This is a genomic window from Porphyrobacter sp. YT40 (assembly GCF_006542605.1).
Lineage (GTDB): Bacteria > Pseudomonadota > Alphaproteobacteria > Sphingomonadales > Sphingomonadaceae > Erythrobacter.
The window spans coordinates 1,559,402-1,583,424 of the sequence record NZ_CP041222.1 but is presented as its reverse complement, the minus strand read 5'-3'; the positions used below and the strand labels follow the sequence as shown (position 1 = coordinate 1,583,424).

The following is a 24,023-nucleotide window of genomic DNA, read 5'->3' as shown; positions in this document are numbered from 1 at the left end:
GAGAGGAGCGGAAGATGTTGCCGAAAAAGGGCAGGAAGTTGCCGAAGTGGGAGGGGGTGCTGGCAGGGCGACAGATCTATGCCGAGACCATTGCTCAACTATTGGAGCGAGAGCACGGCGGAACGCACCGTGCGGTCAAGCAAGTGATGAAGCTGACTGACGCCAGCGAGCGGACCGTCAAGCACTGGCTCTCCGGTCAACATGGTCCCGATACTGTGTTCTTTCTCCGCCTGGTCACGAGCTCACCAGTGATCAGGGCATTCGTGATAGGGCTGATCGAAAGCTCGCAGGGGGCGGGCGATGATCGGCACGGAGTGGACCAAAAGGCTGCTCGCCGATCATCAAAAACGCCCGATACGCAGCCGGCACGGCAGGATCGGCGTCAGAATGACCGTATGAATGACCCTAAAACTGACCCTATAAATGACCCAATAACCGATGCGCTGAACGATCGGCAGCGCTGGTTTCTAGGCCGAGTCGCAGCAGGCCATCGGTGCCGCGCGGCGGACATTTGTGGCCACTGGAAGGTCAGCGCGAAAACCGCGCGACGGGACATTGCCGCGCTCAGCGCTTCAGGCTTGATCCGCTTCACAGGTGCGCGCCGCAACGGACGTTATCGACCTGCTTCTGGGGCAGGATAGTCCGGCTCGACTTCGAACCGGTCGTTGACGCCGAGACCCAAAGAAAGAGGAGAGGGAGGGGGGTGTCGAACCCAGCAAAGGAGATCGACATGCCCCTGTATCCCACCGATATCGAAAAGCGCCTCAAGGCCCTGCAGCGCCAGGCACGATACGAAGCGGAGGGCGCGCCGTATGTCATCTATGCCCTTCTCGATCCCGGTGAACCCGGCGTCCAGTTTGAAGAGAGCCCGTTCAACGGTATCCCATTCTACGTCGGCCAAAGCTGCGAAATCGAGCATCGGCTGCGCCGGCATTTCCGAAAATCGCAGAAGCTCAACCCGGACTCCCAAATGGTCCATCGGCACATTGCTGGGTTGCTTTCTATCGGCCGATTGCCGAGGCTCGCTATCCTCGAGACGGTGCAGACGCGCAGCCAAAGTCTGATGGCAGAACTGCGTTGGGGACAACGGCTGATGCGCGACAGTTACGCGCTTGCAAATGCGAGCGCCGATATACAGCGGCTTATGGGCCTAACGGAATTGGAGGCATGGCTGGACTTTCGGCGCTCCTCAATGCTCGCCAGCGAGGCGGCGCATGAAGGGGCCATCATCGTCCACCGGTGTACCTGTGGTCATGTGGACCGGTGGATCGACCCGGCTGATTATGCGGCATGCTGGTCCAAGCGGTTACGGGTGTGCAAAATTGCGATCCGGACCCAGCAATGCCCTGGGTGCGGCGAGGAATGCATCTGGTCGCTTGAGGATCGCGAACTTCTGTCGGCGCACTTTACCAATTGAAATCCATAGCGCATTATCCCTTGTGTCGAGGATGGGATCGGGGATGTAGAATTGTGATTGGATTGCTCGACAACCCGTTCGCAGTCCTCGGCGTCACGCCTCGATCATCCAAGGCCGAGATACACGATGCAGTCGAAGACGCCCTTCTCGATGCTGAGGGCGTCGAAGAAGAGCGGCGGTTAGAGATCGCCAGGCAGGCTCTGATTTCACCGAATGAGCGCCTCAAGGCGGAACTGGGCTTTCTTCTTGAGCTTCGGCCCGCTGAGGCGCGCAAGGCGCTCCGGGCAAGAACGTATGCAGACTGGCGCGGCGTTGCACGGGATGCGGCGGGGATTTCCAGCCTCAACGCGCTGGTGGAGGCAATCTGTAGGGCCCCGGATATCCAATCTTTCGATGGCCCCTTCCGCGACCTTATAGGGGGCTGGGGGTGCATCAACGAGAGGAACATTGCTCAACAAATCAACGAGGAACGGGCAATATCTGGGTTTACCGAGGTCCAGATTGCTGACGTTCGCGCGTCGTTGGCGGACCTTCGCACCCATCACGCATCGCGAACCATCGAAACCCTCGAGAAACTTGGCAGCGCGCCGCAGTATCTGGCAGATTTGCTCGTTTCGACCCTCAAGCCTGAGGGGAAGAGCCGCGAAGCGTTTGTGACTGCCGCCCTTGATTCCTACGCCAGTCGCGTGGGTGGCGCATTGGTCAGCGGCGCAGACCGGGTCCTGGCGACGCTGGAGACATACTCATTCAGCGGCGATGACGCCGATTTTGCAACGTTTGAGCAAGCACTTGAAGCGTGGGATGTTCTTGCACAGCCACTGCAAATCGCGGCCGAGGCCAAGGGCGCGGATGAGGAAAACTCAAAAGCGCTGTACGAGCAGATCCGCTCCATCGCCATCGATCTCGCAAATGACGAAGATCGACACCACGAGGCACTCAAGATCACAAACCTGTCGCAGCGGATCTTTGCTGAACTACCGGGTGCCGCTGAGTTCCTGAAAAAGGACGCGCGCACGCTAAATGATGTGATCGCGAGCAAAACCCGGGACAAGCATCTGTTGCCTTTGGCTGTGGCGTTGGAACAGGCGCGCGAAGATCTTGCCGCGACCAGTCGCCAGTTGTCAGCCCACGGTTTCTCGGCATCTGCACCCAAACCGGTTGGTCCCATCTGGTCAGCGTACGTCGGCCTTTTATCCCGCGAGGTTGATCAGGAGATTCGGGATATCGGGGCGAACCTCGTGCGCAACCTCTCGATCACGCTATTCAACGACAGGCAAGAACCTATTCAGGCAAAAATGCTGACCTCCCAGCTTGCTGCTGATTCCGACTGGTTCTCGGCCGACGTCCGCACCCAGATCGAAGACGACGATAGCTACCTTAATCGGAGCGTGAAGCTTCAAGAAGTGCTCGCTGCGATGAAGCGGGAGGATTGGGGGCAGGCGAAGACCCTCTGTGAGTCCCTCATCCGTGTGTCCCCTGCAACCGAGCTCGACGGCCTTCGGAAAATCGAAGCCGTAATCGATGAGAAGCGCAGGTCCCGCAATATCAGCAGGCTTGTCTGGGGCGGGATCGCAGCGGCGGTGGTTGGCGGCGTCGTGCTGGATCAAGATGACCGCCCGGCGTACGAAGAGCCAGTTTATGAGGCTCCGTACATTGCAGAAGAAGAAATCGCAGCGCCCTCCGCCCAAGACGAGGAAAACGAGATAATCGTCAGTCAGGATTCTTCCGATGAAGAAGTTATACCTTCCACATATCCTGTAGCGGCTCTCTCGCGTGCTGAGCTTCGCTACTGCCTTAGGCAATCTGAGAGGTTGGATCTCGCCCGAGATCTTGTTGATAGCTTTAGCCAGCAAACCCGATTTAATGCAGCGGTCTCAGATTTCAATTCGCGCTGCTCAAGCTTTAGATATGACGAAGCTGACATGTCGGTCGTAAGAGCTGAAATCTCTGCAATGCGCGATAAATTGAGATCCGAGGCGGCCGAAATTGTCGGCGCAAACACCATAGCCACGCCACCAATCTACACAGCTCCCTCAAGCAGTCCTTCGTACGAAGAACCTGCTTCCGACTTCGATGAGACGTTCGGTGTGGAAGATAATGGTCGATAGGAACATCTCGGGAGAAGTTGCGTCATGAGTTCGGAAAAAGCTGTTTCTGCCCCCGACGAGGTGGCCATCTCCGAGATGGCAGTCGATTTTTGGAAGTTGCTGCGCATTTCGGATCGAATGTTGGTGAGTCTGCCTGATGAGAGGCGCACGAGGTTTGCAGCACAAACGAGGTTCTCGGCGGGCCGCTTGGAGCAGCATCTGGACGCACTCGATATCAGTCTGGCGACCTTCGAAGGTCAGGTGTTCGGTCCCGAGCTTCCCGCAATCGCAATCAATGCCGACGATATCGAAGGCGACCCAGCGCCAATCGTCGAGTCTGTTGTCGAGCCTGCCGTGATTTGGAGAGGCAGGGTAATCCAGAACGCCAAAGTGATTTTGAAGGGGAGCGACGCCAATGTATCTCGGGATTGATCTGGGCACGTCGAACTCGGCGGTGGTAGGCGTTGATGATGCCGGGGCCCGGCTCTTCAAGACCAGTGACGGTAAGGATGTTCTGGCAAGCGTCCTTTATTTCGACCGTGGTGGACGCATGTCCGTCGGCACGAGAGCCTATGCTCAGTTGGAGCTTGCACCCGACAAGGTCGCGCACGGTTTCAAGCGGCTTATGGGAACATCCAGCACGATTGAACTGACAGGAGCGGGCAAGTCTCTGACCCCAGAACAAGCCAGTGCTGAAGTCATCCGTGAACTGCTCCGGCAAGTCGAAGCCGAGACCGGCGCCCGGGATGTTACCGGCGCGATCATCACCATTCCGGCCGCGTTCGATCAGATGCAGTCAGAAGCTACCATCCGGGCCGCGCACGAAGCAGGTCTTGCCAAGGTTGGATTGCTGCAAGAACCGGTTGCAGCAGCAATGGCCGCCCTTGAGGGCGCAGCACGTCGCGATGGCCGGTTCCTCATCTATGATCTTGGCGGCGGGACCTTCGACCTGGCCCTCGTTGAAGCGACTGGCGGTGCGGTCAACGTCATCGCTCATGAAGGCATCAAGATGCTTGGCGGAAGAGACTTCGACCGCACAATCGTCGATTCCATCATTCGCCCTTGGCTGACTGCAAATTTCCGTCTTCCAGAAAATCTGGCGTCGGACGATCGATACAAGCGCCTTTTGGCCGTCATGCGCAACAAGGGCGAGCTGGCCAAGATCGAACTCTCCACGCGGGATCAGGCGGTGATCTATCTTAGCGAGGATGATGCCCGGACCGAAGATCTGGATGGCAATCCCATTTACGTCGAGGTCGAAATCTCGAGGGCACAGTATGAGGATCTGATCAAGGATCGGATCATAGAAACCATTGAGCTTTCTCGAAAAGTCCTCAAAGATAATGGCCTTACCCATGAGGATATCGACCGTGTAGTCTTCATTGGCGGTCCGTCGAAAACCCCGGTTATTCGCGACATGGTCAGCCGTGAACTCGGTATTCCCGCAGACCACAAGATTGACCCTATGACCGCCGTTGCCCGCGGGGCAGCGATTTTCAGCGAGAGTCGCGACTGGTCGGTCGAGAAGGGGCAGAAGAAATCAGCCCGCGGCGCAGTTTCGACGACCGGGGACTTCAAGGCGCGCGTTGTGTTTACGGCCAGGTCAGCGGATGATCGCGCGAGGTTGCGGGTCGAGGCTGAGACCGGGTCTGGGCAATACAAATTCAAAGTCTTGGGCCCAGACGGATACGATAGTGGCTGGGCGCCTCTCGATGAAAAGGCTTCCATGACCGTGCCTCTGAACAGGCCGGGCAGACATGTTTTTACTGTTCAGATTGAGGATGCTGGCGGCCAGAGGGCCTGTGAGGATCAGATTGTCGAGATCACTCGCACGGAAGCTTCCGCGGCTGCAATCCATGCCACCCAAACAGTGTCGGTAAAGATCGCCGAGGGGCCTGCTTCCGAAAGAAGGAACGTGCTTCATCCCCTCATCAAGAAGGGATCGCCCTTGCCAATAGAGGGAACGGAGATTTTGCGTCTGCGCGAAAAGATGCGTGGTGGAACCCCTGGCAGGTTCGATGTTGAGCTATTCAACCACGCTGACGGCGTGAACGATCCCGAGCTCAATCTTGCGATTGGTGTGTTTCGCATCCTGGCGGATGACATCCTCGATCCCGGAGAGGTCGCTGAGGCAGGTACAGAAGTTCACATTCATTGGAAGATGGATGACAATGGCCTGATCAGGTGCTCCGTCGCCATCCCTGACCTGCAAGTCCACCTTCAAGACAAGTCCTTCTACGTTCCCCAGGCGGGTCAGGATCGTTTTGACGGCGAGGAAGGTGCGGCCTTGGCCGAGAGCAAGCTCGTCGATGCGGAGGGGGCCATCGAAGAAGCACGGTCAGCTATGGGCGGCGAGCCAAAGCTCGAGCAATTGAAGCGGCGTCTCTCACGACAGAAGGAGTTGCTAGCCAATTCCAGCGATGCAGAAGCCCGGCGGTCCGTGACTGAGGAGGCTCTTCATGTGCAGCAGGAATTGGCCCGCCTGAAGGAGGCCCCTGAACACCGTCGTGCCGTCCTTTTGCAGGAAATTGAGCATATCGAAGATGGCATCTCCGACCTTATTGAAACGATGGATCCCGGTACCGTCGAAAGGCTCAACACCTTGCTGCGGTCGGCGCGCGAGGAGATCAGCAACGAAAACTGGTCGGGCGTGCGTCAGTTGGTCCAGCAAGCGCGCACTGTCTTCCAGCGATCGCTGTATGAGCAGCCGGCATTCATTTTTGCCATGTTCGAGCGGCTAGCAGCAGAGCGGCATTCTGCCCTCGACAAGGACCTCCACGACCGCTTGGTAGACCAAGGCTGGACAGCGGTTGAGCAGCAAGACGTCGAGAGTGTCCGGGAGGTGCTTGGCATGATTGTCCGCAACCGCATGCCAAATGAGTCCGAGAGCAGTGGCGTCACGATGCTTGCCGGGCTCATGCGCTGACGCATCCGGCCGTAGCTCAGGCATGGGCCGCCCATGTTGATCCTGATAGCAACGTGCTGAAGTCACGGGGCAATGGTCATCGTTGCCAGTCGTCGGCCCCTGTGCTTTACCACCGGCGATGAGCAGCCCCGCCGACATCGACGCATTTATCAGCGAATGGCGCGGCACGGGCGGCAGCGAACTCGCCAACACCCAGTCCTTCATCAACGGCCTGGCCCGGCTGCTCGGCGTCGATCCCCCGCGCGGCGCCAAGGCTGACGACATTGCGAACGACTACGTCTTCGAACGCCGGGTCTTCCAGGACAATGGCGACGGCACCACCAGCTTCGGACGGATCGACTGCTACAAGCGCGGCTGCTTCATCCTCGAAGCCAAGCAGGGCAGCGAGGCGGATCGGGCGGCGGCCGACAAGGGCGAGGACGATCTCGACATCTTCGGCCAGACCGCCAAGACCCGCGTCGCCCGCGGCACTGCCCGGCGAGGCACGCCCGGATGGGCCAAGGCGATGGTGCAGGCCAAAGGCCAGGCCGAGCGCTACGCTAAGGCGCTCCCCATCGATCATGGCTGGCCGCCGTTTCTGCTCATTGCCGACATCGGCTATTGCATCGAGGTCTATGCTGACTTCACCGGCACAGGCAAAGCCTACGCCCAGTTCCCCGACCGGGCGCGCTACCGGATCATGCTGGAGGACCTGCGCGACGACGATGTGCGCGATCGCCTGCGCGCCATCTGGACCGATCCCAAAAGCCTCGATCCCACAGCCCGGGCCGCCCGCGTCACCCGCGACATTGCCGATCTCCTCGCCACCGTCGCCCGCCGCCTCGAAAAGCGCGGCTATGATGCCGAGACCACCAGCGGCTTCCTCATGCGCGTGCTGTTCACGATGTTTGCCGAGGACAGCAAGCTGATCCCCGAGGGCAGCTTCACCCAGCTTCTCAAGAACCAGCGCGCCCACCCGGAGCATCTCGAACACCAGCTTTCCGCGCTCTGGGCGGCGATGGACAAGGGCGAATTCTCCCCCGCGCTCGGCGTCCCGCTTCGCAAGTTCAACGGCTACCTCTTCAAGGAACGCACCGCCCTGCCCCTCGATGCCGAGGAGCTGGAGGTGCTGATCCAGGCCGCCGAACATGTCTGGACCGAGGTCGAGCCCGCCATCTTCGGCACCCTGCTCGAACGTGCGCTCAACCCCAAGGAGCGAGCCAAGCTCGGCGCCCACTACACCCCGCGCGCCTATGTCGAGCGGCTGATCGGCCCCACCATCATGGAGCCGCTGCGGGCCGACTGGGACGGGGTGCGCGGGGCGGCTGCGACCTTGATCGAAGAGGGCAAGGCGGACGAGGCCAAGGCCTTTGTCGAGGCGTTCCATTCCCGGCTTGCCCAGACCAAGGTGCTCGATCCCGCCTGCGGCACCGGCAACTTCCTCTATGTCGCCATGGCGCGCATGAAGGAGCTGGAGGGCGAGGTGCTCGATCTGCTGGTCGAGCTGGGCGACGATCAGTACGTCGCCGAACTCACCGGCCACACCATCACGCCGGAAAACTTCCTCGGCATCGAGATCAACCCGCGCGCCGCCGCCATTGCGCAGCTGGTGCTGTGGATCGGCTATCTGCAATGGCATTTCCGCGTGAACGGCGCGGATCGCACCCCGCCCGAGCCGATCCTGCGCGACGTCAAGACCATCGAAAACCGCGATGCCCTGATCGAGTGGGACGAGAAGGTTGCAGAGCTGGACGAGAACGGGGACCCGGTCACCCGCTGGGATGGCGAGACGATGAAGGAGCACCCCGTCACCGGCAAGAAGGTGCCTGAAGAGACGGCGCGAGTGGAGGTCTACCGCTATGTGAAGCCGCGAGCGGCGAAATGGCCCAAGGCGGATTTCATCGTCGGGAATCCGCCCTTCATCGGCGGCAAAGATGTGCGCGACCGTTTGGGGGATGGCTATTTCAATGCGCTGTTCGCGACAACCGACGTTCCCGAGAGTGCCGATTTCGTCATGCACTGGTGGGACAAGGCGGCAGCCGCCGTGCGCAAGGGTGGCACCCGCCGGTTCGGGTTCGTCACGACCAATTCGATCACGCAGGTTTTCAGCCGCCGGGTGATTGCCAAGCATCTGGACGCCAAGGACCGGGTGAGCCTGATGTTCGCCATCCCGGATCACCCGTGGGTTGACGAAAAAGATGGCGCAGCGGTTCGCATCGCGATGACGGTTGCAACGAGCGGAAAGGCTTCAGGCCAACGATGGAGCGTCGTAGACGAAAGCGACGCACCTGATCATCTCGTTTACACCGAGAAGGTCGGGCAAATCACTGCCGACCTCAGGATAGGGCCTGATGTAACGTCCGTCATCAGCATCCGAGCCAACGAGAGGCTGGCATCTCGGGGCGTTCAATTGATGGGCGATGGCTTCATTGTCACACCGGAGCAGGCTGATGCGCTCGACATGGTTCGAGTCCTTCCGCCTCAGCCAGCGGCCCAAGCTGAGGGTGCTTCACCCCTTAGGATTCGTACCGACGCTCAGAATCCTGCCGTGATCTTCGACTATCGGAATGGCCGTGACCTCGCCGCGCGCCCGCGCGGTGTACAGGTAATCGACCTTTTTGGTTTGAGCGAAGCTGAAGTGCGCGCCCAACATCCCGCCGTGTATCAACACATCTTGGCGCTCGTGAAACCTCACCGCGACCAGAACAATCGTGCGAGCTACCGCGAGAACTGGTGGCTGTTTGGCGAACAGCGCTCAGAACTGCGTAAAGCGCTTCGCGACGTGAACCGGTATATCGCCACTATCGAAACGGCGAAGCACCGGGTTTTTCAGTTTTTGCCGATGTCGATCCTACCTGATAACAAGTTAGCGTGCATCGCATTGGATGACGGTTATCACTTGGGCGTGCTATCCAGCGGCATACATGTTTCGTGGTCGCTGAGTGTCGGCGGATTGCTGGAAGACCGACCAGTGTACGTCAAATCACAGTGCTTCGATCCCTTCCCATTCCCCGCTGACGTCCCCGAGGCGCTCAAGGACAAAATCCGGGCCGAGGCCGAGGCGCTCGATGCGCTGCGCAAGCGGGTGCTAGAAAGCCATGAGGACCTGACCCTCACCAAGCTCTACAACGTGCTCGAAGCCCTGCGAGAAGGCCGCGCGCTGACCGATGCCGAGCGCGACATGCATGATCGCGGGCTCGTCACCCTGATCCGCCAGCACCACGACGCCATCGATGCGCTTGTCGCGGAAGCCTATGGCTGGCCCGCCGACCTCTCCGATGAGGAAATCCTCACGCGCCTCGTCGCCCTCAACAAGGAACGCGCCGCCGAGGAAGCCCGCGGCCTGATCCGCTGGCTGCGTCCCGAATATCAGGCGCCCGACTACAAGGCACCCGTCACCCAGGCGCTGGACCTGGGCGAAACCGCCGCCGCGCTGCCCGACAACGTCATCCCTTGGCCCAGCTCACTCCCCGAACAGGTCAGCGCCGTCCAATCCATCCTCACCGCCGCCGCCACGCCCCTCGCGCCGCAAGACGTCGCCCGAGCCTTCAAGGGCAAACGCGCCGCGACCGTACGCCCGGTGCTGGACGCACTCGCCGGCATTGGCATGGCACGACGGCTGAAGGACGGGCGATATGCTGCTTGATAGGCGAGAGGGCGCATGAAGGAAGACGACTTCAAGCTTTGGATGACCCGGGCTGGGTACGATTCCGGCACAATCAGCACACAGATTGCCCGCGCAAAGCGTCTCGATCAGACATACGGCGACCTCGACGAGCATTTTGACCGCGACAAGTTCACGGCAATCGCCGCGACCCTGAAATATTCCGCCCAGGACAAGCGGGATGGGACGCCGAACCCGTCAAAGCTAGAGATCGACGGGGATTTCTATTCGAACCTCGCGAGCTACCGCGCCACGCTGAATTTCTATCAGCGGTTTCGCGACGACGATCAGGCGGGCCGCAAGCCTCGGCTACCGAAGTTGGGGGATGACCGACTTTCTTCCGAAGTCACCCGAATGATGGGCGTGTTCAAGCAGCGAATGCCTGACTTCACGGGGTTCGCAGAGGAAACTGGGCAGTTCTGGGAATACGAAGGTCAATATAAGCGCGATGCCCGAGATGCGGTGATCGCCGCCGCAACCGACTTTGATCAGACAGATGCGGAATGCGGACGCAGAGTTTTCAAGGCTTTGGTTCAGGGGACACAGCAAGGTCTGCCTCTCAGCTGGCGGACCTATGCCGAAATCGGGAAAGCCGAAGGTTACTTGGAGATACGGTTTTACGAAACGGTGGCCAGCCTGGCTCGCTTGGAAGCGGGAGACCATGACGGGCTGTTGCGCTGTGCCCGCCAGCTCGAGAGCCTGAGGGAAGCCGGTATCTCGGTCATGCGGCGGGGAGAAGTTCTCGGCATAACGATTTCGATTTACGGCACCGTGAATGTCAATGATGCCTGTTGGTACAAGGCACGGACGTTTGATCGGCTCGGCAAAGCCCTGTTGGGCCACAAGCTATTTCCTTCGCCACAGTTCGAAATCGCTGAATTCGAAGAATTTCAGTTGATGATGAACAGAATCCGGGATCAGCTGGATGATTGGAATTGGCAAACAGGCAGCCTGACCGACGTCCAAGGGTTCATTTGGGTGGCAATGGCCGAGACATGGGGGGAAGCGCAGGTGGCAGACCTTACCCGCGAAGCCGTCGAGCAGGCGATGGACGAGTGTGAAGAAATCGGCGTCGACGCTTTTCTCGAGAAGTACAAGTTTGGCAAACCGCGAGATTATTGGACCAGACGCGAACCGGACGGGATGCTTTTCCCCGCCAAAGCCACAGTTGGCGTCGCGCACGGCTACATGCCCGGAGGCTCACCCCAAAGCGCCAAGGAGTTCTATGGCGGCTTCGGGGAGCAGGCTGCAAACGGCATTCTACAGCGCCTTGGCTTTGAAATCGTGACCGGAAAAGCGGAAACCCTGCCTCCGCGCTCAGAACGCAAGGTCGCTCCACCAATGAAGCCAACCAATCTCATCCTGTTCGGCCCACCGGGTACCGGCAAAACGTACGCCACGGCGGCTGAGGCCGTGAGGCTTTGCGGTGAGGAAGTTCCGGATGACCGTGATGCGTTGATGAAAGCCTATCGCAGGCTGGCCGATGCGAAGCGGATCGAGTTCGTCACGTTTCATCAATCGATGAGCTACGAAGATTTTGTCGAGGGCAAGCAGCCGGTGACGGGCGGGGATGATGAGGAATCCTCCGGCGGCTTCAGGCTGGAGACCTTTCCTGGCATTTTTCGGCGTATTGCCCGTCGCGCCGAAACCAGCATCAGCCACTCCGCTGGACCCGACGCCATCCGGATCGACGGACGCCAAGTATTCAAGACATCCATCGGCGAGGCCGCAAACCCCGAAGATGCCTACCTTTTCGACGAAGCTATCTCGCAAGGCCATACGCTGCTTGGGTTCGAGGACATCGACTGGAGTGATGACAAGTATGCCTCGCGTGAGGCGATCATTGATGCGTGCCGGGAGCAGGGTGATCGGGAAGGGGACTTGAATGCCCAGACCGGCCGGGTGCAGATGCCTTTCATCTTCCGCAATTGGGTGAAGCCCGGCGACCTCCTGATCGTGTCCAAGGGCAACAGCCTTTTCCGTGCAATCGGTGAGGTGACTGGCGGCTATGAGTTCGCTCCAAGGCCTGAAGGTGGCTATGCACATCGCAGGAAAGTCAGATGGTTATGGGTGGATCGAGAAGGTGTCCCCGTCAGTGAGATTTACCAGCGCAAGTTTAGCATGCGGACCATATATCTCCTGACAAAGGATGAACTGAATGTTGCGGCGCTGGAACGTTACATCAACAGCCAGCAGCCGACGCAGCAGGCGGTGCCCTCACCTGATCACTTCGTTTTGATAATCGACGAGATCAACCGCGCCAACATTTCCAAGGTGTTTGGGGAATTGATCACGCTTCTTGAGCCCGATAAGCGGCTCGGACAAGAGAATGAACTCAAGGTTAGACTGCCCTACTCGGAGGATGAATTCGGAGTTCCGTCCAACCTTCACATTGTTGGTACGATGAACACCGCCGATCGCTCTATCGCTCTGTTAGACACCGCTTTGCGCCGGCGGTTCGATTTCAAAGAGATGCTGCCTGATCCTGACGTCCTTGCAGGTGCATCTGACCGAACCGGTGTCGATCTGTCGAAGGTGTTAAAGGCATTGAACGAGCGGATCGAGTATATGTTCGACCGTGAGCATCAGATTGGGCACGCATACTTTCTTGGGTGCGAGTCACGTGCCGAACTTGATCGCCGAATGCGTTTTCGGATCATTCCACTACTAGCGGAATACTTCTTCGAGGATTGGACCAAGGTCGCCTTGGTGTTGGGCGATCGGGAAGGTTCTCGATTCTTGGAAAAGATTGAGCTCAGACCTCCGCTTGGCCTCGATGAGGATGGCGAGGCCCCCACAAGATGGCGGTGGAATGTTCGCACTGAGTTCTCCGAAGACGCCTATGCCGGTCTGATGTGATCCGTAAATCGGTCCTTGAATGGCAGTCGCTCCAGTATGGCCAAGGGGATAATGAAATTCCCAAGTGGGCAGCGGAGCGACTTTCTGCGGTGGCCAAAAAATCTCCGCTTGGCGGAAGCGGAGGGGCACGTATCCTTGTCCTCGGCCGCGATTCACTCAAGGCAGGACAGGTCGTAGGTGTTGTTGCAGCGGAAGGTTGCAACCTTGAGATCTTGCCGAAGATTGATTTTCCTTCCGGCATCGAAGCGGCCTCCCAGCGTGGACTGATAAGGCGCAGGCTCATCCACCTTCTGGCCGTAGCTTTGGATATCGAGATCGACGCTGGGTCAATCACCCCGCTCGGCTGGCAGAAGGACAGCGTACTCGAGATTCTCATCCGATTGTTCAGTACGAAACTGGCGGATGCTGTCCGGCAAGGGATGCCGAGGCGGTATCTGCATCGGCAGGAAGACCTGCGCTCACTTCGCGGACGCCTCGATGTTGGCCGGCAATTCTCTGCGCTTGCGCTCAATCCCTCCAGGCTGGCTTGTCGCTTTGATGATCTGTCGACCGATACCGCGCTGAATCAGATCATGAAAGCCACCATCGACCGGCTGAGTTCGCTTGCCAAAGCAACGGAGAATCAGCGGCGACTTGCTGAGCTCGCGTTCAGCTATGCCGATGTTTCGACAATTCCTATCAGCGAACTCAGATGGGATGATGTTCAGATCGACCGAACCAACGCCCGCTGGAAAGACTTAGCATCACTCGCACGGCTCCTTCTCGGCAGCAGGTTCCAATCAACCTCGAGTGGTGGCGAGGCGGGTTTCTCATTGTTGTTCGAAATGAACACTCTATTTGAGCAATATGTCGGCCGTATGCTCAGAAGGGCATTGGCAGGCAGCGACCTTACTGTTCATCTTCAGGGCGGCAGGCTGTTCTGCCTTGAGTCAGTCGATAGTGGGCGAGGATTATTTCAGACAAAGCCTGACATCCTGATCAAGCGCGGCGGAGAGGTCGTGCAGATCATTGACACAAAGTGGAAGAAGATATCGGCACGGATTGATGATGAGAAGCAAGGAATTTCACAGTCTGACGTCTACCAGATGATGGCGTATGGTCAGATCTATCGACCAACTTCACTGATTCTTCTTTTTCCGCATCACGCCGGATTATCAGATCCGCCAGGTGTGTTTGGAGATTTCAAAATTCCTTTAAGTCCGATGCATCTGTTGGCTTCGACCTTGGATATCTCTGAATCGCATGGCGTTCAGGATAATCTTCGAAAGCTCGTTAATGTCGGATTGGCTCTGCCAGAATCATGATGCCTGTCGAGCCTGACAACACGCCTGCGTTGCCCATTCAGAAGTGCCCTCTAGCCCCAGCGATCTGCGGCGATTTCGCTGACTGTCGGCCGTGATTCAGCAAGGGCTTGTCGGTCGGCATGGCTCATCTCTGATGCGGCGATGGCTTCGATACCCATTGAGGCTTCAAACCCACGACCTGCAGCCGCTTCGAGCTGGCGGAAATATTCAATATCCGCAATTACATGCCGTTCGCAGCCATTGCTGATCAGGACTACCGGCTGCACAGCTGCAAGGCGGAGAACCTCGCCGGTGCTAGTGCGAAGCTGGCTGAGTGGGATCCTCTGATACTCACTTGACACCTCTGACATACCCGCCTCTCTTCGTGATCCGAGAATAGTAATATCAGCTGGACAAACAAGGCTGCCGCGCCGCCGGCAGTGGGTCAGTCTGAAATCCAGCCTGAAATCTCGGCAGATTGTTGCTATGGGAGGGGTATGACCGCCAAAGATCGATGGGAGATGAACCTAGCGTGCCCTGAGTGCGGAGCGTTAGGCACGGCTGACGTCTTTCAATATGACGGTTGGTCATTCAGCAGTGACAGCCGAACTCATGTGTCGTCGGTGTCGGATGGCTTCAGGATCCAAGGCGCAAAGAGTGATCGCGGGCAAGACAAGGTCTTCTGCAGAAACTGCGATGTCCAAGTGAAATGAGCCATCCCAAGCGTCCACGTGATCCGGCCCTCTTATCCAGAGGCTCGATGGGCGCAGATTCCTCTAGAATAGGCCCGCCAAGATTGGCCCGTTAAGCCCGGGGTTTGGATGCCAACTCTGGTTTAGGTGGGGAAGCATGTGGGTAAAGTTTAGTCTTAGCCCCTTTAACACCTGATATTAAATCACAATTCGACGAATTCAGGCGGACTCCGTCTCCGCCACCGGCCTTTCCCGCGATCGACACAAGCCCCGCAGGGGCACCCCCGCCCGCTCAGCGCTTGCGGCGCGGCATGCGGTAGGGGAGCATGAACTGCACCAGCCGGGACGAGAAGCGCCGCATGTCGAGGCTTTCCTGCACTGCCACCACGTCCTCGCCCAGAAAGCGTGAGGCGAGCTCGGAGCGCGCATAGAAGGGCGTATCCTCCCACGTCCGGCGCACCTCGGCCACGCCGATGTCGCTGCGGGTGCGGCGGCCAATGCCCCACTTGCTGTCCGGCAGGCCCGCGATCGGCGGCAGCTCGACCGGCTCGGGCACGCCCGAACGGTCGAACCTGAGCGCGCTGGCGAACAGCGACCCGTCGCCGCGCTCGCCCTCATAGCACACCAGCGCGCCCGATTTCAGGTGCGCGCGCGACCAGTGCCAGGTGTTGAAGCCGGTCTCCAGCGGTTCGGCGCCGCGGTTGTGATCGAGATAGGCCTTGCCGCCCCACGAAATGCCCGGCGAGGTCATCTCCACCTCGATCCGCGCGCGCGGGGCCAGACAGTGCCAGATGTGGTTCTCGCCCGCATCGAGCGCGAAGGCGACGCGGTTGAGCGCCTCGGGGAAGACCCGCACCCGGCCAATCACCGGGCGCTGCCAGGGCACAAACAGGCGGGTATCGCCTTCGTGGATGTCGATTGTGAGCGCACCGTCCTCCCAGCGCACCGAACTCGGCCCGATCACGAGGTTGCTCGCATCGCGCGACACCGCCGGACGTCCGCGCTCGGTCATCACCCAGCGGTGCTGCGGGCCATAGAGCGCGACATTGAGACAGGCATGATCGAGCGGATCGCCCCGACCGCTCTTCTTGTAATAGGGTGAGAACACGCTCCCGAGGAAGGCGATGATGGTCAGCCCGTGCTGCCCGTCGTCGCTGATCGCGTCGACATACCACCAGGAATAGCCGCCGGGCGGGATGTCCGCGTCGAAGCGAGGTCCTTCGCGATCACCCGCGCGGCCAGCTGCCCGGACAAGGCTGCCATGGGCACCCCAGCCGCCGGATGGGTCGCCCCGCCCGTGCAATAGAGACCGGCGAGCCGGGTTTTCGGCCCCTGCCGCTGGAAGGAGGCCGCCCAGCCGTGCGACGCTCTGCCATAGAGGGCGCCGCCCGTGGCCGGGAAGAGACCGTCCCAGTCCTCGGGCGTCATGAGCTGATGCGGCATCGCCTCTTCCAGCCTCAGCCCGCAACGGGTCAGCGTTGCCATCATGGCCTGTGTGCATCGCTCTCTCTCCTCGGGTGTGTAGTGGTGAACGTCTCCATCGGCGGGGGCGTTGACGATGATCTGAAGGCGCTCGCGCCCGCTTGGCGGGGCGGCGTGCTCGCCGGCGCCGCAGTCGATGGCGCAGACATAGACGGTGGGCTCGGACGGCGTCCGGCCTGCGGCGATCTCGCGGAATTCGCGTGCGTAATCGCGCGAGAAGAAGACGTTATGGTGGGTGAGGTCGAAGCCTTCGGTTCGGGCGTGGACATACCACACCAGCGCCGAGAGCGAGCGTTTGGCACGCGGGATCGGCGGCACGGCCCGCGCCGCGCCCGCGCCCAGCTTGCCGGTCGCCAGCGCGCCCGGATCGCCGTTGCAGATCACGATGTCGGCCGGGATCACTTCGCCGCTCGCCAGCCTCACCCCGCTGGCGCGGCCGCCGCTGGTAAGCACCTCCGCCACCGGAGCGGCAGTTCGCACCCGCGCGCCCTGCCGCTCGGCAAGGCTCGCCAGCGCTTTGGCCAGCGCGTGTATCCCGCCCTCGATCAGCCACACGCCCTGCGCCTCCACATGGGCGATCAGCATCAGCGTGGCGGGGGCCTTGAACGGGGAGGAACCACAATAGGTGGCATAGCGCCCGAACAATTGCCGCAAGCGTGGGTCGCGGAAATGCTGACCCAGCGCTGTCCACATCCCGTCGAAGGGCCGCATCGCCAGCGCATCGCCGATCCGCCACGGGCCGATCCGCCACATCATCGGCAGCGGCGTGCTGGCCTTGCCGCCGCGCAGGAAAGGCTGCTCCAGCACCTCGAAGATGCGCTGTGCTTCCGCGGCAAAGGCGCGATAGCCTCGCGCGGCCTCGGCCCCGGCAAACTCGCCCACGGCGGCGACGCTGCGTTCGCGGTCGGCATAGAGATCGAGCGTGGCGGTATCGTCCCAAGCATGGCGGGCGATCACTTCGGCGCGGGCGATGGTGACATGATCGTCGAGCTGCGCTCCGCAGGCAGCGAAGACTTCGTCGAACACGGCGCGATAGGTGAACACGGTCGGCCCGCCGTCGATCGCGGCGCCGTCCACCACGACCCGACGCGCCTTGCCGCCGACCCAGCGCTCCTTCTCGCAGACGGTGACGTCATGCCCCGCAGCCGCCAGCAGCGCGGCACTGGTGAGCCCGCCTATGCCTGCTCCGATGACGGCGACTCGCGCCATGACCCGTCCTCCCGACCGCGATCTACGGCGATTATCATTGACCTTACGCGGCGATCTGTCCAATTATTTAGACATATGGCCTGTCAATCATCTCGATCATGAGCAACTGGGCCGCATTCAAGCTGGGCTATGTGGCGCGCCGCAACCGGGTGTTCGCTTCGCCGAAATTCCAGCACTGGGCCGCGCGCCTGCCGCTGATCCGCTGGATTGCCACACGCCGCGCTGCCGGGGCCTTCGACCTGCTGGCGGGCTTTGCCTATTCGCAGGTGCTGCGCGCCTATGTCGAAGGCGGGCTGTTCGACATCCTGACGGATGGCCCTCTGGCCGCCGCCGCTGTCGCAGAGCGGATGGGCCTGTCCGAAAGCGCAGCATTGACCCTGCTGCGAGCCGGTCGCCCGCTGATGCTGTCCGAGGAACCCGCCGCCGATCACTGGATGCTGGGCGAACAAGGCGCTGTTTTCGCGTCCAATCCCGGCGTGCAAGCGATGGTTCGCCACCACCGCCTCCTCTATACCGATCTTACCGATCCGATCGCGCTGCTGCGCGCCGACCGGGCCGAGCCCACCACCCTGTCGCGCTTCTGGACCTATGCAGGCGCCTTGCAGGGGGCGACCGAGCGCGGGGCCGATACCGCCGAATATTCCGAGCTGATGGCCGCCTCCCAGCATTTCGTCGCCGACGAGGTGCTGGCGAGTGTCGGTTTCGGCGATGCGCAACGTCTGCTCGATGTCGGCGGCGGGCATGGCGCGTTCCTGCGCGCGATCGGCTCCGCGCACCCGCATCTCCATCTTGGCCTGTTCGATCTGCCCGAAGTTGCCACAACCGGGGCACGCGTGCTGGGCGAGGCGCTCGGGGACAGCCGCGTCACCGCGCACCCGGGCAATTTCTTCAGCGATTCCATACCTCAAGGCTATGATATGGTCTCGCTGATCCGGATCCTGCACGATCATGACGATGCCCCCGCCGCCGCGCTGCTCGCGAACATCCGCCGCAGCCTCGTCCCCGGCGCGCGGCTGCTGATCGCCGAGCCGATGGCTCGCATCCCGGGGGCCGAGGCGATGGGGGAGGCCTTCTTCGGCCTTTACCTGTGGGCGATGGGATCGGGACGTCCGCGCAGCCCGGCCGAGATCGCCGCCATGTGCCGCGCCGCCGGATTTACCGGCGCTCGCTTCGTCGCAACCGCGCAACCGGTCAACGCCAGTGTCGTCATGGCCACCGCCTGAGCACAACTTGTCCAAGTTGTTTGACAGTTGTTTGCGTAAGGCGTAGCACACAGTTGGGAGAACATAGCTGTTGGGTTTTCGACTCGGTCTCCGGGCCGCGAATGCACCGCAGAGGAGACCGAGGGAAATGAACACGTTGGCTGTCATACTCGAAGCACCGGAGCGCCTCGCTCTCCGCGCGCTTGAGATGAAGCCCGTGGAGGCCTCGGACGTGTTGGTCGAAATCGCCTGGAGCGGGATCAGCACCGGCACCGAAAAGCTGCTGTTCACCGGGCGCATGCCGCCCTTCCCGGGCCTCGGCTATCCGCTGGTGCCGGGATATGAATCGGTCGGACGGATCGTCGATGCCGGACCCGAAGCCCGCGGACGGATCGGCGACTGGGTCTTCGTTCCCGGAGCCAATTGCTACACCGATGCGCGCGGCCTGTTCGGCGGCACGGCGCGCCGGGTCATCGTACCGTCGGCGCGGGCGCTGCCGATCCCTGAGCATCTCGGAGAATCCGGGGTGCTGTGCGCGCTCGCGGCGACGGCCCTGCACGCGATCAAAGGCGGTTTCGACCGGCGCGAGGCGCTGCCCGATCTCATCATCGGCCACGGCGTGCTCGGCCGCCTGCTCGCCCGGCTGACGCTGGCACTGGGCGGCATGGCTCCCACCGTATGGGAAACCAACCCCGCCCGCCGCGCTGGCGCTGTGGGCTACAACGTGATCGACCCCGCAGCGGACGGACGGCGCGATTATCACGCGATCTATGACGCCAGCGGCGATGCGGGCCTGATCGACGATCTGATCATGCGCCTCGCCAAGGGCGGCGAGATCGTGCTGGCGGGCTTCTACTCCGAACGCGTCAGCTTCGCCTTTCCCGCCGCCTTCATGCGCGAGGCGCATTTCCGCGTCGCCGCCGAATGGCAGCCCGGTGACCTCGCCGAAACGCGGGCGCTGATCGAATGCGGGCGACTGGACCTCAAGGGTCTCGTCACCAACCGGCGCCCGGCCGGAGAGGCGCTCGACGCTTACCCCCAAGCCTTCAGCGATCCCGATTGCCTGAAGATGGTTCTCGATTGGAGCGAATGCTGATGTCCGTGCTTGATACCCAGGCGGCCGACCTTCGCGACGAGGCTTCGCATGAGCCCGACCCCGTTCACACGGGCGAGGTGAAAAGCGAAACCCAGATCATCGCGATCTACGGCAAAGGCGGCAGCGGCAAGAGCTTCGCGCTCGCCAACCTCTCCTACATGATGGCCCAGCAGGGCAAGCGGGTGCTGCTGATCGGCTGCGACCCCAAGAGCGATACCACCAGCCTGCTGTTCGGCGGCAAGGCGACGCCCTCGATCATCGAAACCTCCAGCCGCAAGAAACTTGCGGGTGAAGAAGTGCGCATCGAGGACGTGTGCTTCCAGCGCGACGGCGTCTTCGCGATGGAACTCGGCGGCCCCGAGGTCGGTCGCGGCTGCGGCGGGCGCGGGATCATCCACGGCTTCGAAACGCTCGAGAAGCTGGGCTTCCACGACTGGGGCTTCGATTATGTGTTGCTCGATTTCCTCGGCGACGTGGTGTGCGGCGGCTTCGGCCTGCCGATCGCCCGCGACATGTGCCAAAAGGTGATCGTGGTCGGCAGCAACGACCTGCAATCGCTCTATGTCGCCAACAACGTGTGCCAGGCGGTCGAATATTTCCGCAAGATGGGCGGCAATGTCGGCGTCGCTGGCATGATCGTCAACAAGGATGACGGCACGGGCGAGGCCAAGGCCTTCGCGGACGCCGTCGGCATCCCGGTGCTCACCGCGATCCCGGCGAACGAGGATATCCGCCGCAAGAGCGCGAACTACCAGATCATCGGCAAGCCCGGTGGCGAATGGGCGAGCCTGTTCGAAGCGCTGGCGGAGAATGTCGCCACCGCCCCGCCGCTGCGCCCCACCCCGCTCGATCAGGACGGGCTGCTCGGCCTGTTCAGCGCCGACGTGGTGGGCGGCAATGTCGAGCTCGTCCCCGCCACCCAGGCCGATATGCGCGGCGGTGTGTTCGAAACGAAGCCCAGCCTTGAAGTGGTCTACGACGAGGCATGAGCGACCATCCCGCCTTTGACGCGCCCCAGCGCACCGCTGACCGGATCGACCTCGATCCGGCTGCGGGCGCATGCGCCTCGAAGGACACCATGAACGAGGCCGCCCGCGCCGCCGGCAAGAGCGACATCCTCGATCAATATGCGGCCGACTACCCCGTCGGCCCGCATGACCAACCCCAATCCATGTGCCCCGCGTTCGGGTCACTCCGGGTGGGCCTGAGAATGCGGCGCACTGCGACCGTGCTCTCAGGTTCGGCCTGCTGCGTCTATGGCCTGACCTTCACCTCGCACTTCTACGGCGCGCGGCGGACGGTGGGCTATGTGCCCTTCTCCTCGGAAACGCTGGTGACGGGCAAGCTGTTCGAGGACATCAAGGAAGCGGTCGAAGGCCTCGCCGATCCCGAGAATTACGACGCGATCGTGGTCACCAACCTGTGCGTCCCGACTGCCAGCGGCGTGCCGCTGCGGCTGCTGGGCAAGGCGATCAACGGCGTGCGGATCATCGGCATCGATGTCCCCGGGTTCGGCATCCCGACCCACGCGGAAGCCAAGGACGTGTTGGCAGGCGCAATGTTGCAATATGCCCGCGAGGAAGTCATGAGCGGGCCGGTGGCCGCCCCGCGCGAGCGCTCCGACCTGCCGAGCGTGGCGCTGCTGGGCGAGATGTTCCCGGCTGACCCGGTGGTGATCGGCCAGATGCTCGCGCCCCTCGGCCTTGCTGCCGGCCCGGTGGTCCCGACCCGCGAATGGCGCGAGCTTTATGCTGCGCTCGATTGCTCGGTCGTCGCCGCGATCCATCCGTTCTACACCGCCTCGATCCGCGAATTCGAAGCCGCGGGCCGCCCGGTGATCGGCTCCGCTCCTGTGGGCGCGGATGGCACCGCCGCATGGCTGCAATCGCTGGGCGACACGATGGGCCTGCCGCAAGCCAAGGTCGATGGCGTCAAGAACACCATGGTCGCCGCCTGCCAGGGCGCGCTCGCCAATATGCCGATCAAGGGGCGTATCACCGTTTCGGGCTATGAAGGCTCCGAGCTGCTGGTCGCCCGCTTGCTGGTCGAAAGCGGCGCTCACGTGCGCTATGTCGGCTCGGCCTGCCCGCGCACCAAGTGGTCCGATGCCGATCGCGAATGGCTCGAGGCGCGCGGTGTGCAGGTGCAGTTCCGCGCCAGCCTTGAGCAGGATATCGCCGCGGTCGAGGAGTATCGCCCCGATCTCGCCATCGGCACCACGCCGGTGGTGCAGCACGCCAAGGCAAAGGCGATTCCCGCGCTCTATTTCACCAACCTGATCTCCGCCCGTCCGCTGATGGGCCCGGCGGGCGCAGGCAGCCTCGCGACCGTCATCAACGCGGCGATGGGCAACAAGGCGCGCTTCGATGCGATGCGCGATTTCTTCGAGGGCGTCGGCACAGAACACGCCGCGGGCGTGTGGGAAGACCTCCCCGTCGACCGGCCCAAGTTCCGCAAGAAATACGCTGCCTTGAACGAGGCGGCGCGCAAGGCATCGGAGGCGATCGGCACATGACGCTCGTCCTCGACCACGATCGCGCCGGCGGCTACTGGGGCGCCACCTATGTCTTCACCGCGGTGAAGGGGTTGCAGGTCATCATCGACGGCCCCGTCGGCTGCGAAAACCTGCCCGTCACCAGCGTGCTGCACTACACGGACGCCTTGCCCCCGCATGAGCTCCCCATCGTCGTCACCGGCCTGGGCGAGGAGGAGCTGGGCAAGACCGGCACCGAAGGCGCGATGAAGCGGGCATGGAAGACGCTCGATCCGGAACTGCCCGCGGTGGTGGTGACAGGCTCGATCGCTGAGATGATCGGCGGCGGGGTCACGCCCGAAGGCACCAACATCAAGCGCTTCCTGCCGCGCACCATTGACGAAGACCAGTGGCAGAGCGCCGATCGCGCGCTGACCTGGCTGTGGACCGAATTCGGCCCCAAGAAGATGCCGCAACGCCGCGAACGGCGTGAGGGCGAAAAGCCGGTCGTCAACATCATCGGGCCCTCCTACGGCATGTTCAACATGCCCAGCGATCTGGCCGAGATCCGCCGTCTGGTCGAAGGCATCGGCGCGGAAGTGGGCGTGGTCTTCCCCTTGGGCACGCACCTTGCCGACATTTCGAAGCTCGGCATGGCCGACGCCAATGTCTGCATGTACCGCGAGTTCGGCCGCAACCTGTGCGAAACGCTCGAGCGGCCCTATTTCCAGGCCCCCGTCGGCCTGTCGCAGACCACCAAGTTCCTGCGTGCCCTCGCCGCCGAGCTCGGGCTCGACCCCGAACCCTTCATCGAGCGTGAAAAGCACACCACCATCAAGCCGCTGTGGGACCTGTGGCGCTCGGTCACGCAGGATTTCTTCGGCACCGCGAGCTTCGGCATCGTCGCGAACGAAACCTATGCGCGCGGCATTCGCCACTTCCTCGAAGACGACATGGGCCTGCCCTGTACCTTCGCCTTCTCCCGGTGTGCCGGGGTGAAGCCGAAGAACGAAGAGGTGCGCGCCGCGATCCGCGCCAATCCGCCGCTGGTGATGTTCGGCAGCTACAACGAACGCATGTACATGGCCGAATGCGGCGCGCGGGGGATGTATATCCCTGCAAGCTTCCCCGGCGCTGCGATCCGCCGTCACACCGGCACGCCTTTCATGGGCTATTCGGGCGCGACCTATCTGGTGCAGGAAGTGTGCAATGCGCTGTTCGATGCGCTGTTCCACATCCTCCCGCTCGGCACCGAGATGGACAGGGTCGATGCGACCCCGGTCCGGAACGAGGCCCAATTGACCTGGGACAATGACGCCAAGGCCAAGCTCGACCAGCTTGTCGAAGCCCAGCCGGTGCTGATCCGCATTTCTGCCGCCAAGGCCTTGCGCGACGCGGCCGAGCGGACCGCACGCCATCGCGGCGAGACCACAGTTACGGCAGACTGTCTTGCCGACAGCCTGCTCGAAGGGACGGGAGCATGATGATGATGCAGCCTGCCCTTCGCCACCCTTTGTCGCTGCTGCGGGCCGTCCCCGCATCGGCACAAGCCCATGCCCCCATCCAAAAGGGGGCTCTCCAATCCACGTGGGGGATCACGCGGGGATGCCGACGGGGGCCTTCGGGCTTCCACTCACACCCAACTGAACGGAGA

16 protein-coding genes are annotated in these 24,023 nt (G+C 61.7%); 13 read left to right on the top strand and 3 right to left on the bottom strand.

Annotation, left to right across the window (positions count from 1 at the left end; genetic code table 11):
- Nucleotides 1–14 precede the first annotated feature (14 nt).
- From E2E27_RS07400 to E2E27_RS07365, 8 genes are all read left to right on the top strand, one after another.
- Nucleotides 15–641, top strand: coding sequence for a DeoR family transcriptional regulator (locus E2E27_RS07400; RefSeq protein ID WP_141458349.1), 627 nt, complete (start codon nt 15–17; stop codon nt 639–641).
- Between the two features lie 89 nt (nt 642–730).
- Complete coding sequence (locus tag E2E27_RS07395; protein WP_141458348.1) at nt 731–1,417, top strand: GIY-YIG nuclease family protein; 687 nt, start codon at nt 731–733, stop codon at nt 1,415–1,417.
- Nucleotides 1,418–1,479: 62 nt separating this feature from the next.
- On the top strand, nt 1,480–3,525 hold the full coding sequence (locus tag E2E27_RS07390; RefSeq protein WP_141458347.1) for a hypothetical protein: 2,046 nt from the start codon (nt 1,480–1,482) through the stop codon (nt 3,523–3,525).
- A 24-nt stretch (nt 3,526–3,549) separates the two neighbouring features.
- Nucleotides 3,550–3,936: a hypothetical protein gene (locus tag E2E27_RS07385; protein WP_141458346.1), complete on the top strand. Its 387-nt coding sequence runs from the start codon at nt 3,550–3,552 to the stop codon at nt 3,934–3,936.
- On the top strand, nt 3,920–6,430 hold the full coding sequence (locus E2E27_RS07380) for an Hsp70 family protein (protein ID WP_141458345.1): 2,511 nt from the start codon (nt 3,920–3,922) through the stop codon (nt 6,428–6,430). The genes E2E27_RS07385 and E2E27_RS07380 overlap by 17 nt, the downstream gene beginning before the upstream one ends.
- Nucleotides 6,431–6,548: 118 nt before the next feature.
- Entirely contained in the window at nt 6,549–10,055 is a 3,507-nt protein-coding gene (locus E2E27_RS07375; RefSeq protein WP_141458344.1) for a class I SAM-dependent DNA methyltransferase, read from the top strand.
- A gap of 15 nt (nt 10,056–10,070) precedes the next feature.
- Nucleotides 10,071–12,932: a DUF8426 domain-containing protein gene (locus E2E27_RS07370; protein ID WP_199799096.1), complete on the top strand. Its 2,862-nt coding sequence runs from the start codon at nt 10,071–10,073 to the stop codon at nt 12,930–12,932.
- Nucleotides 12,929–14,236 (top strand): McrC family protein, encoded by a 1,308-nt coding sequence (locus E2E27_RS07365; RefSeq protein ID WP_141458343.1) that lies wholly within the window; start codon nt 12,929–12,931, stop codon nt 14,234–14,236. The genes E2E27_RS07370 and E2E27_RS07365 overlap by 4 nt, the downstream gene beginning before the upstream one ends.
- Nucleotides 14,237–14,286: 50 nt before the next feature.
- Here the strand turns inward: E2E27_RS07365 and E2E27_RS07360 are convergent, their stop codons facing one another.
- The 3 genes from E2E27_RS07360 to crtD all read right to left on the bottom strand — a co-directional run bounded on the left by E2E27_RS07360 (nt 14,287) and on the right by crtD (nt 17,598).
- Nucleotides 14,287–14,502 (bottom strand): hypothetical protein, encoded by a 216-nt coding sequence (locus E2E27_RS07360; RefSeq protein WP_141458342.1) that lies wholly within the window; start codon nt 14,500–14,502, stop codon nt 14,287–14,289.
- 697 nt (nt 14,503–15,199) lie between these two features.
- Complete coding sequence (locus E2E27_RS07355) at nt 15,200–16,015, bottom strand: carotenoid 1,2-hydratase family protein (protein ID WP_141458341.1); 816 nt, start codon at nt 16,013–16,015, stop codon at nt 15,200–15,202.
- A 23-nt stretch (nt 16,016–16,038) separates the two neighbouring features.
- Nucleotides 16,039–17,598 (bottom strand): 1-hydroxycarotenoid 3,4-desaturase CrtD, encoded by a 1,560-nt coding sequence (gene crtD, locus E2E27_RS07350; protein WP_141458340.1) that lies wholly within the window; start codon nt 17,596–17,598, stop codon nt 16,039–16,041.
- Nucleotides 17,599–17,696: 98 nt separating this feature from the next.
- Between crtD and E2E27_RS07345 the strand changes: the two genes are divergently transcribed.
- The 5 genes from E2E27_RS07345 (at nt 17,697) to bchZ (ending at nt 23,853) form a co-directional block, all read left to right on the top strand.
- Nucleotides 17,697–18,821 carry a methyltransferase gene (locus E2E27_RS07345; protein WP_141458339.1) on the top strand — a complete coding sequence of 375 codons (1,125 nt, stop codon included), beginning with the start codon at nt 17,697–17,699 and terminating at the stop codon, nt 18,819–18,821.
- A gap of 127 nt (nt 18,822–18,948) precedes the next feature.
- A complete protein-coding gene (gene bchC / locus E2E27_RS07340; protein WP_141458338.1) occupies nt 18,949–19,896 on the top strand; it encodes a chlorophyll synthesis pathway protein BchC in 948 nt (315 codons plus the stop codon).
- Nucleotides 19,890–20,885 (top strand): chlorophyllide a reductase iron protein subunit X, encoded by a 996-nt coding sequence (locus tag E2E27_RS07335; RefSeq protein WP_502705535.1) that lies wholly within the window; start codon nt 19,890–19,892, stop codon nt 20,883–20,885. Before bchC ends, E2E27_RS07335 begins: the two co-directional genes overlap by 7 nt.
- Nucleotides 20,882–22,411, top strand: coding sequence for a chlorophyllide a reductase subunit Y (gene bchY, locus E2E27_RS07330; protein WP_141458336.1), 1,530 nt, complete (start codon nt 20,882–20,884; stop codon nt 22,409–22,411). The genes E2E27_RS07335 and bchY overlap by 4 nt, the downstream gene beginning before the upstream one ends.
- Nucleotides 22,408–23,853, top strand: a complete 1,446-nt coding sequence (gene bchZ, locus E2E27_RS07325) for a chlorophyllide a reductase subunit Z (RefSeq protein WP_141458335.1) — start codon at nt 22,408–22,410, stop codon at nt 23,851–23,853. Before bchY ends, bchZ begins: the two co-directional genes overlap by 4 nt.
- The last annotated feature ends 170 nt before the right edge of the window (nt 23,854–24,023 follow it).

Bases quoted from the DNA above. Each gene is read 5' to 3' on its own strand.
- E2E27_RS07400 (WP_141458349.1), top strand. From the start codon at position 15: ATGTTGCCGAAAAAGGGCAGGAAGTTGCCGAAGTGGGAGGGGGTGCTG.
- E2E27_RS07395 (WP_141458348.1), top strand. From the start codon at position 731: ATGCCCCTGTATCCCACCGATATCGAAAAGCGCCTCAAGGCCCTGCAG.
- E2E27_RS07385 (WP_141458346.1), top strand. From the start codon at position 3,550: ATGAGTTCGGAAAAAGCTGTTTCTGCCCCCGACGAGGTGGCCATCTCC.
- E2E27_RS07380 (WP_141458345.1), top strand. From the start codon at position 3,920: ATGTATCTCGGGATTGATCTGGGCACGTCGAACTCGGCGGTGGTAGGC.
- E2E27_RS07375 (WP_141458344.1), top strand. From the start codon at position 6,549: ATGAGCAGCCCCGCCGACATCGACGCATTTATCAGCGAATGGCGCGGC.
- E2E27_RS07370 (WP_199799096.1), top strand. From the start codon at position 10,071: ATGAAGGAAGACGACTTCAAGCTTTGGATGACCCGGGCTGGGTACGAT.
- crtD (WP_141458340.1), bottom strand. From the start codon at position 17,598: ATGGCGCGAGTCGCCGTCATCGGAGCAGGCATAGGCGGGCTCACCAGT.
- E2E27_RS07345 (WP_141458339.1), top strand. From the start codon at position 17,697: ATGAGCAACTGGGCCGCATTCAAGCTGGGCTATGTGGCGCGCCGCAAC.
- bchC (WP_141458338.1), top strand. From the start codon at position 18,949: ATGAACACGTTGGCTGTCATACTCGAAGCACCGGAGCGCCTCGCTCTC.
- E2E27_RS07335 (WP_502705535.1), top strand. From the start codon at position 19,890: ATGCTGATGTCCGTGCTTGATACCCAGGCGGCCGACCTTCGCGACGAG.
- bchY (WP_141458336.1), top strand. From the start codon at position 20,882: ATGAGCGACCATCCCGCCTTTGACGCGCCCCAGCGCACCGCTGACCGG.
- bchZ (WP_141458335.1), top strand. From the start codon at position 22,408: ATGACGCTCGTCCTCGACCACGATCGCGCCGGCGGCTACTGGGGCGCC.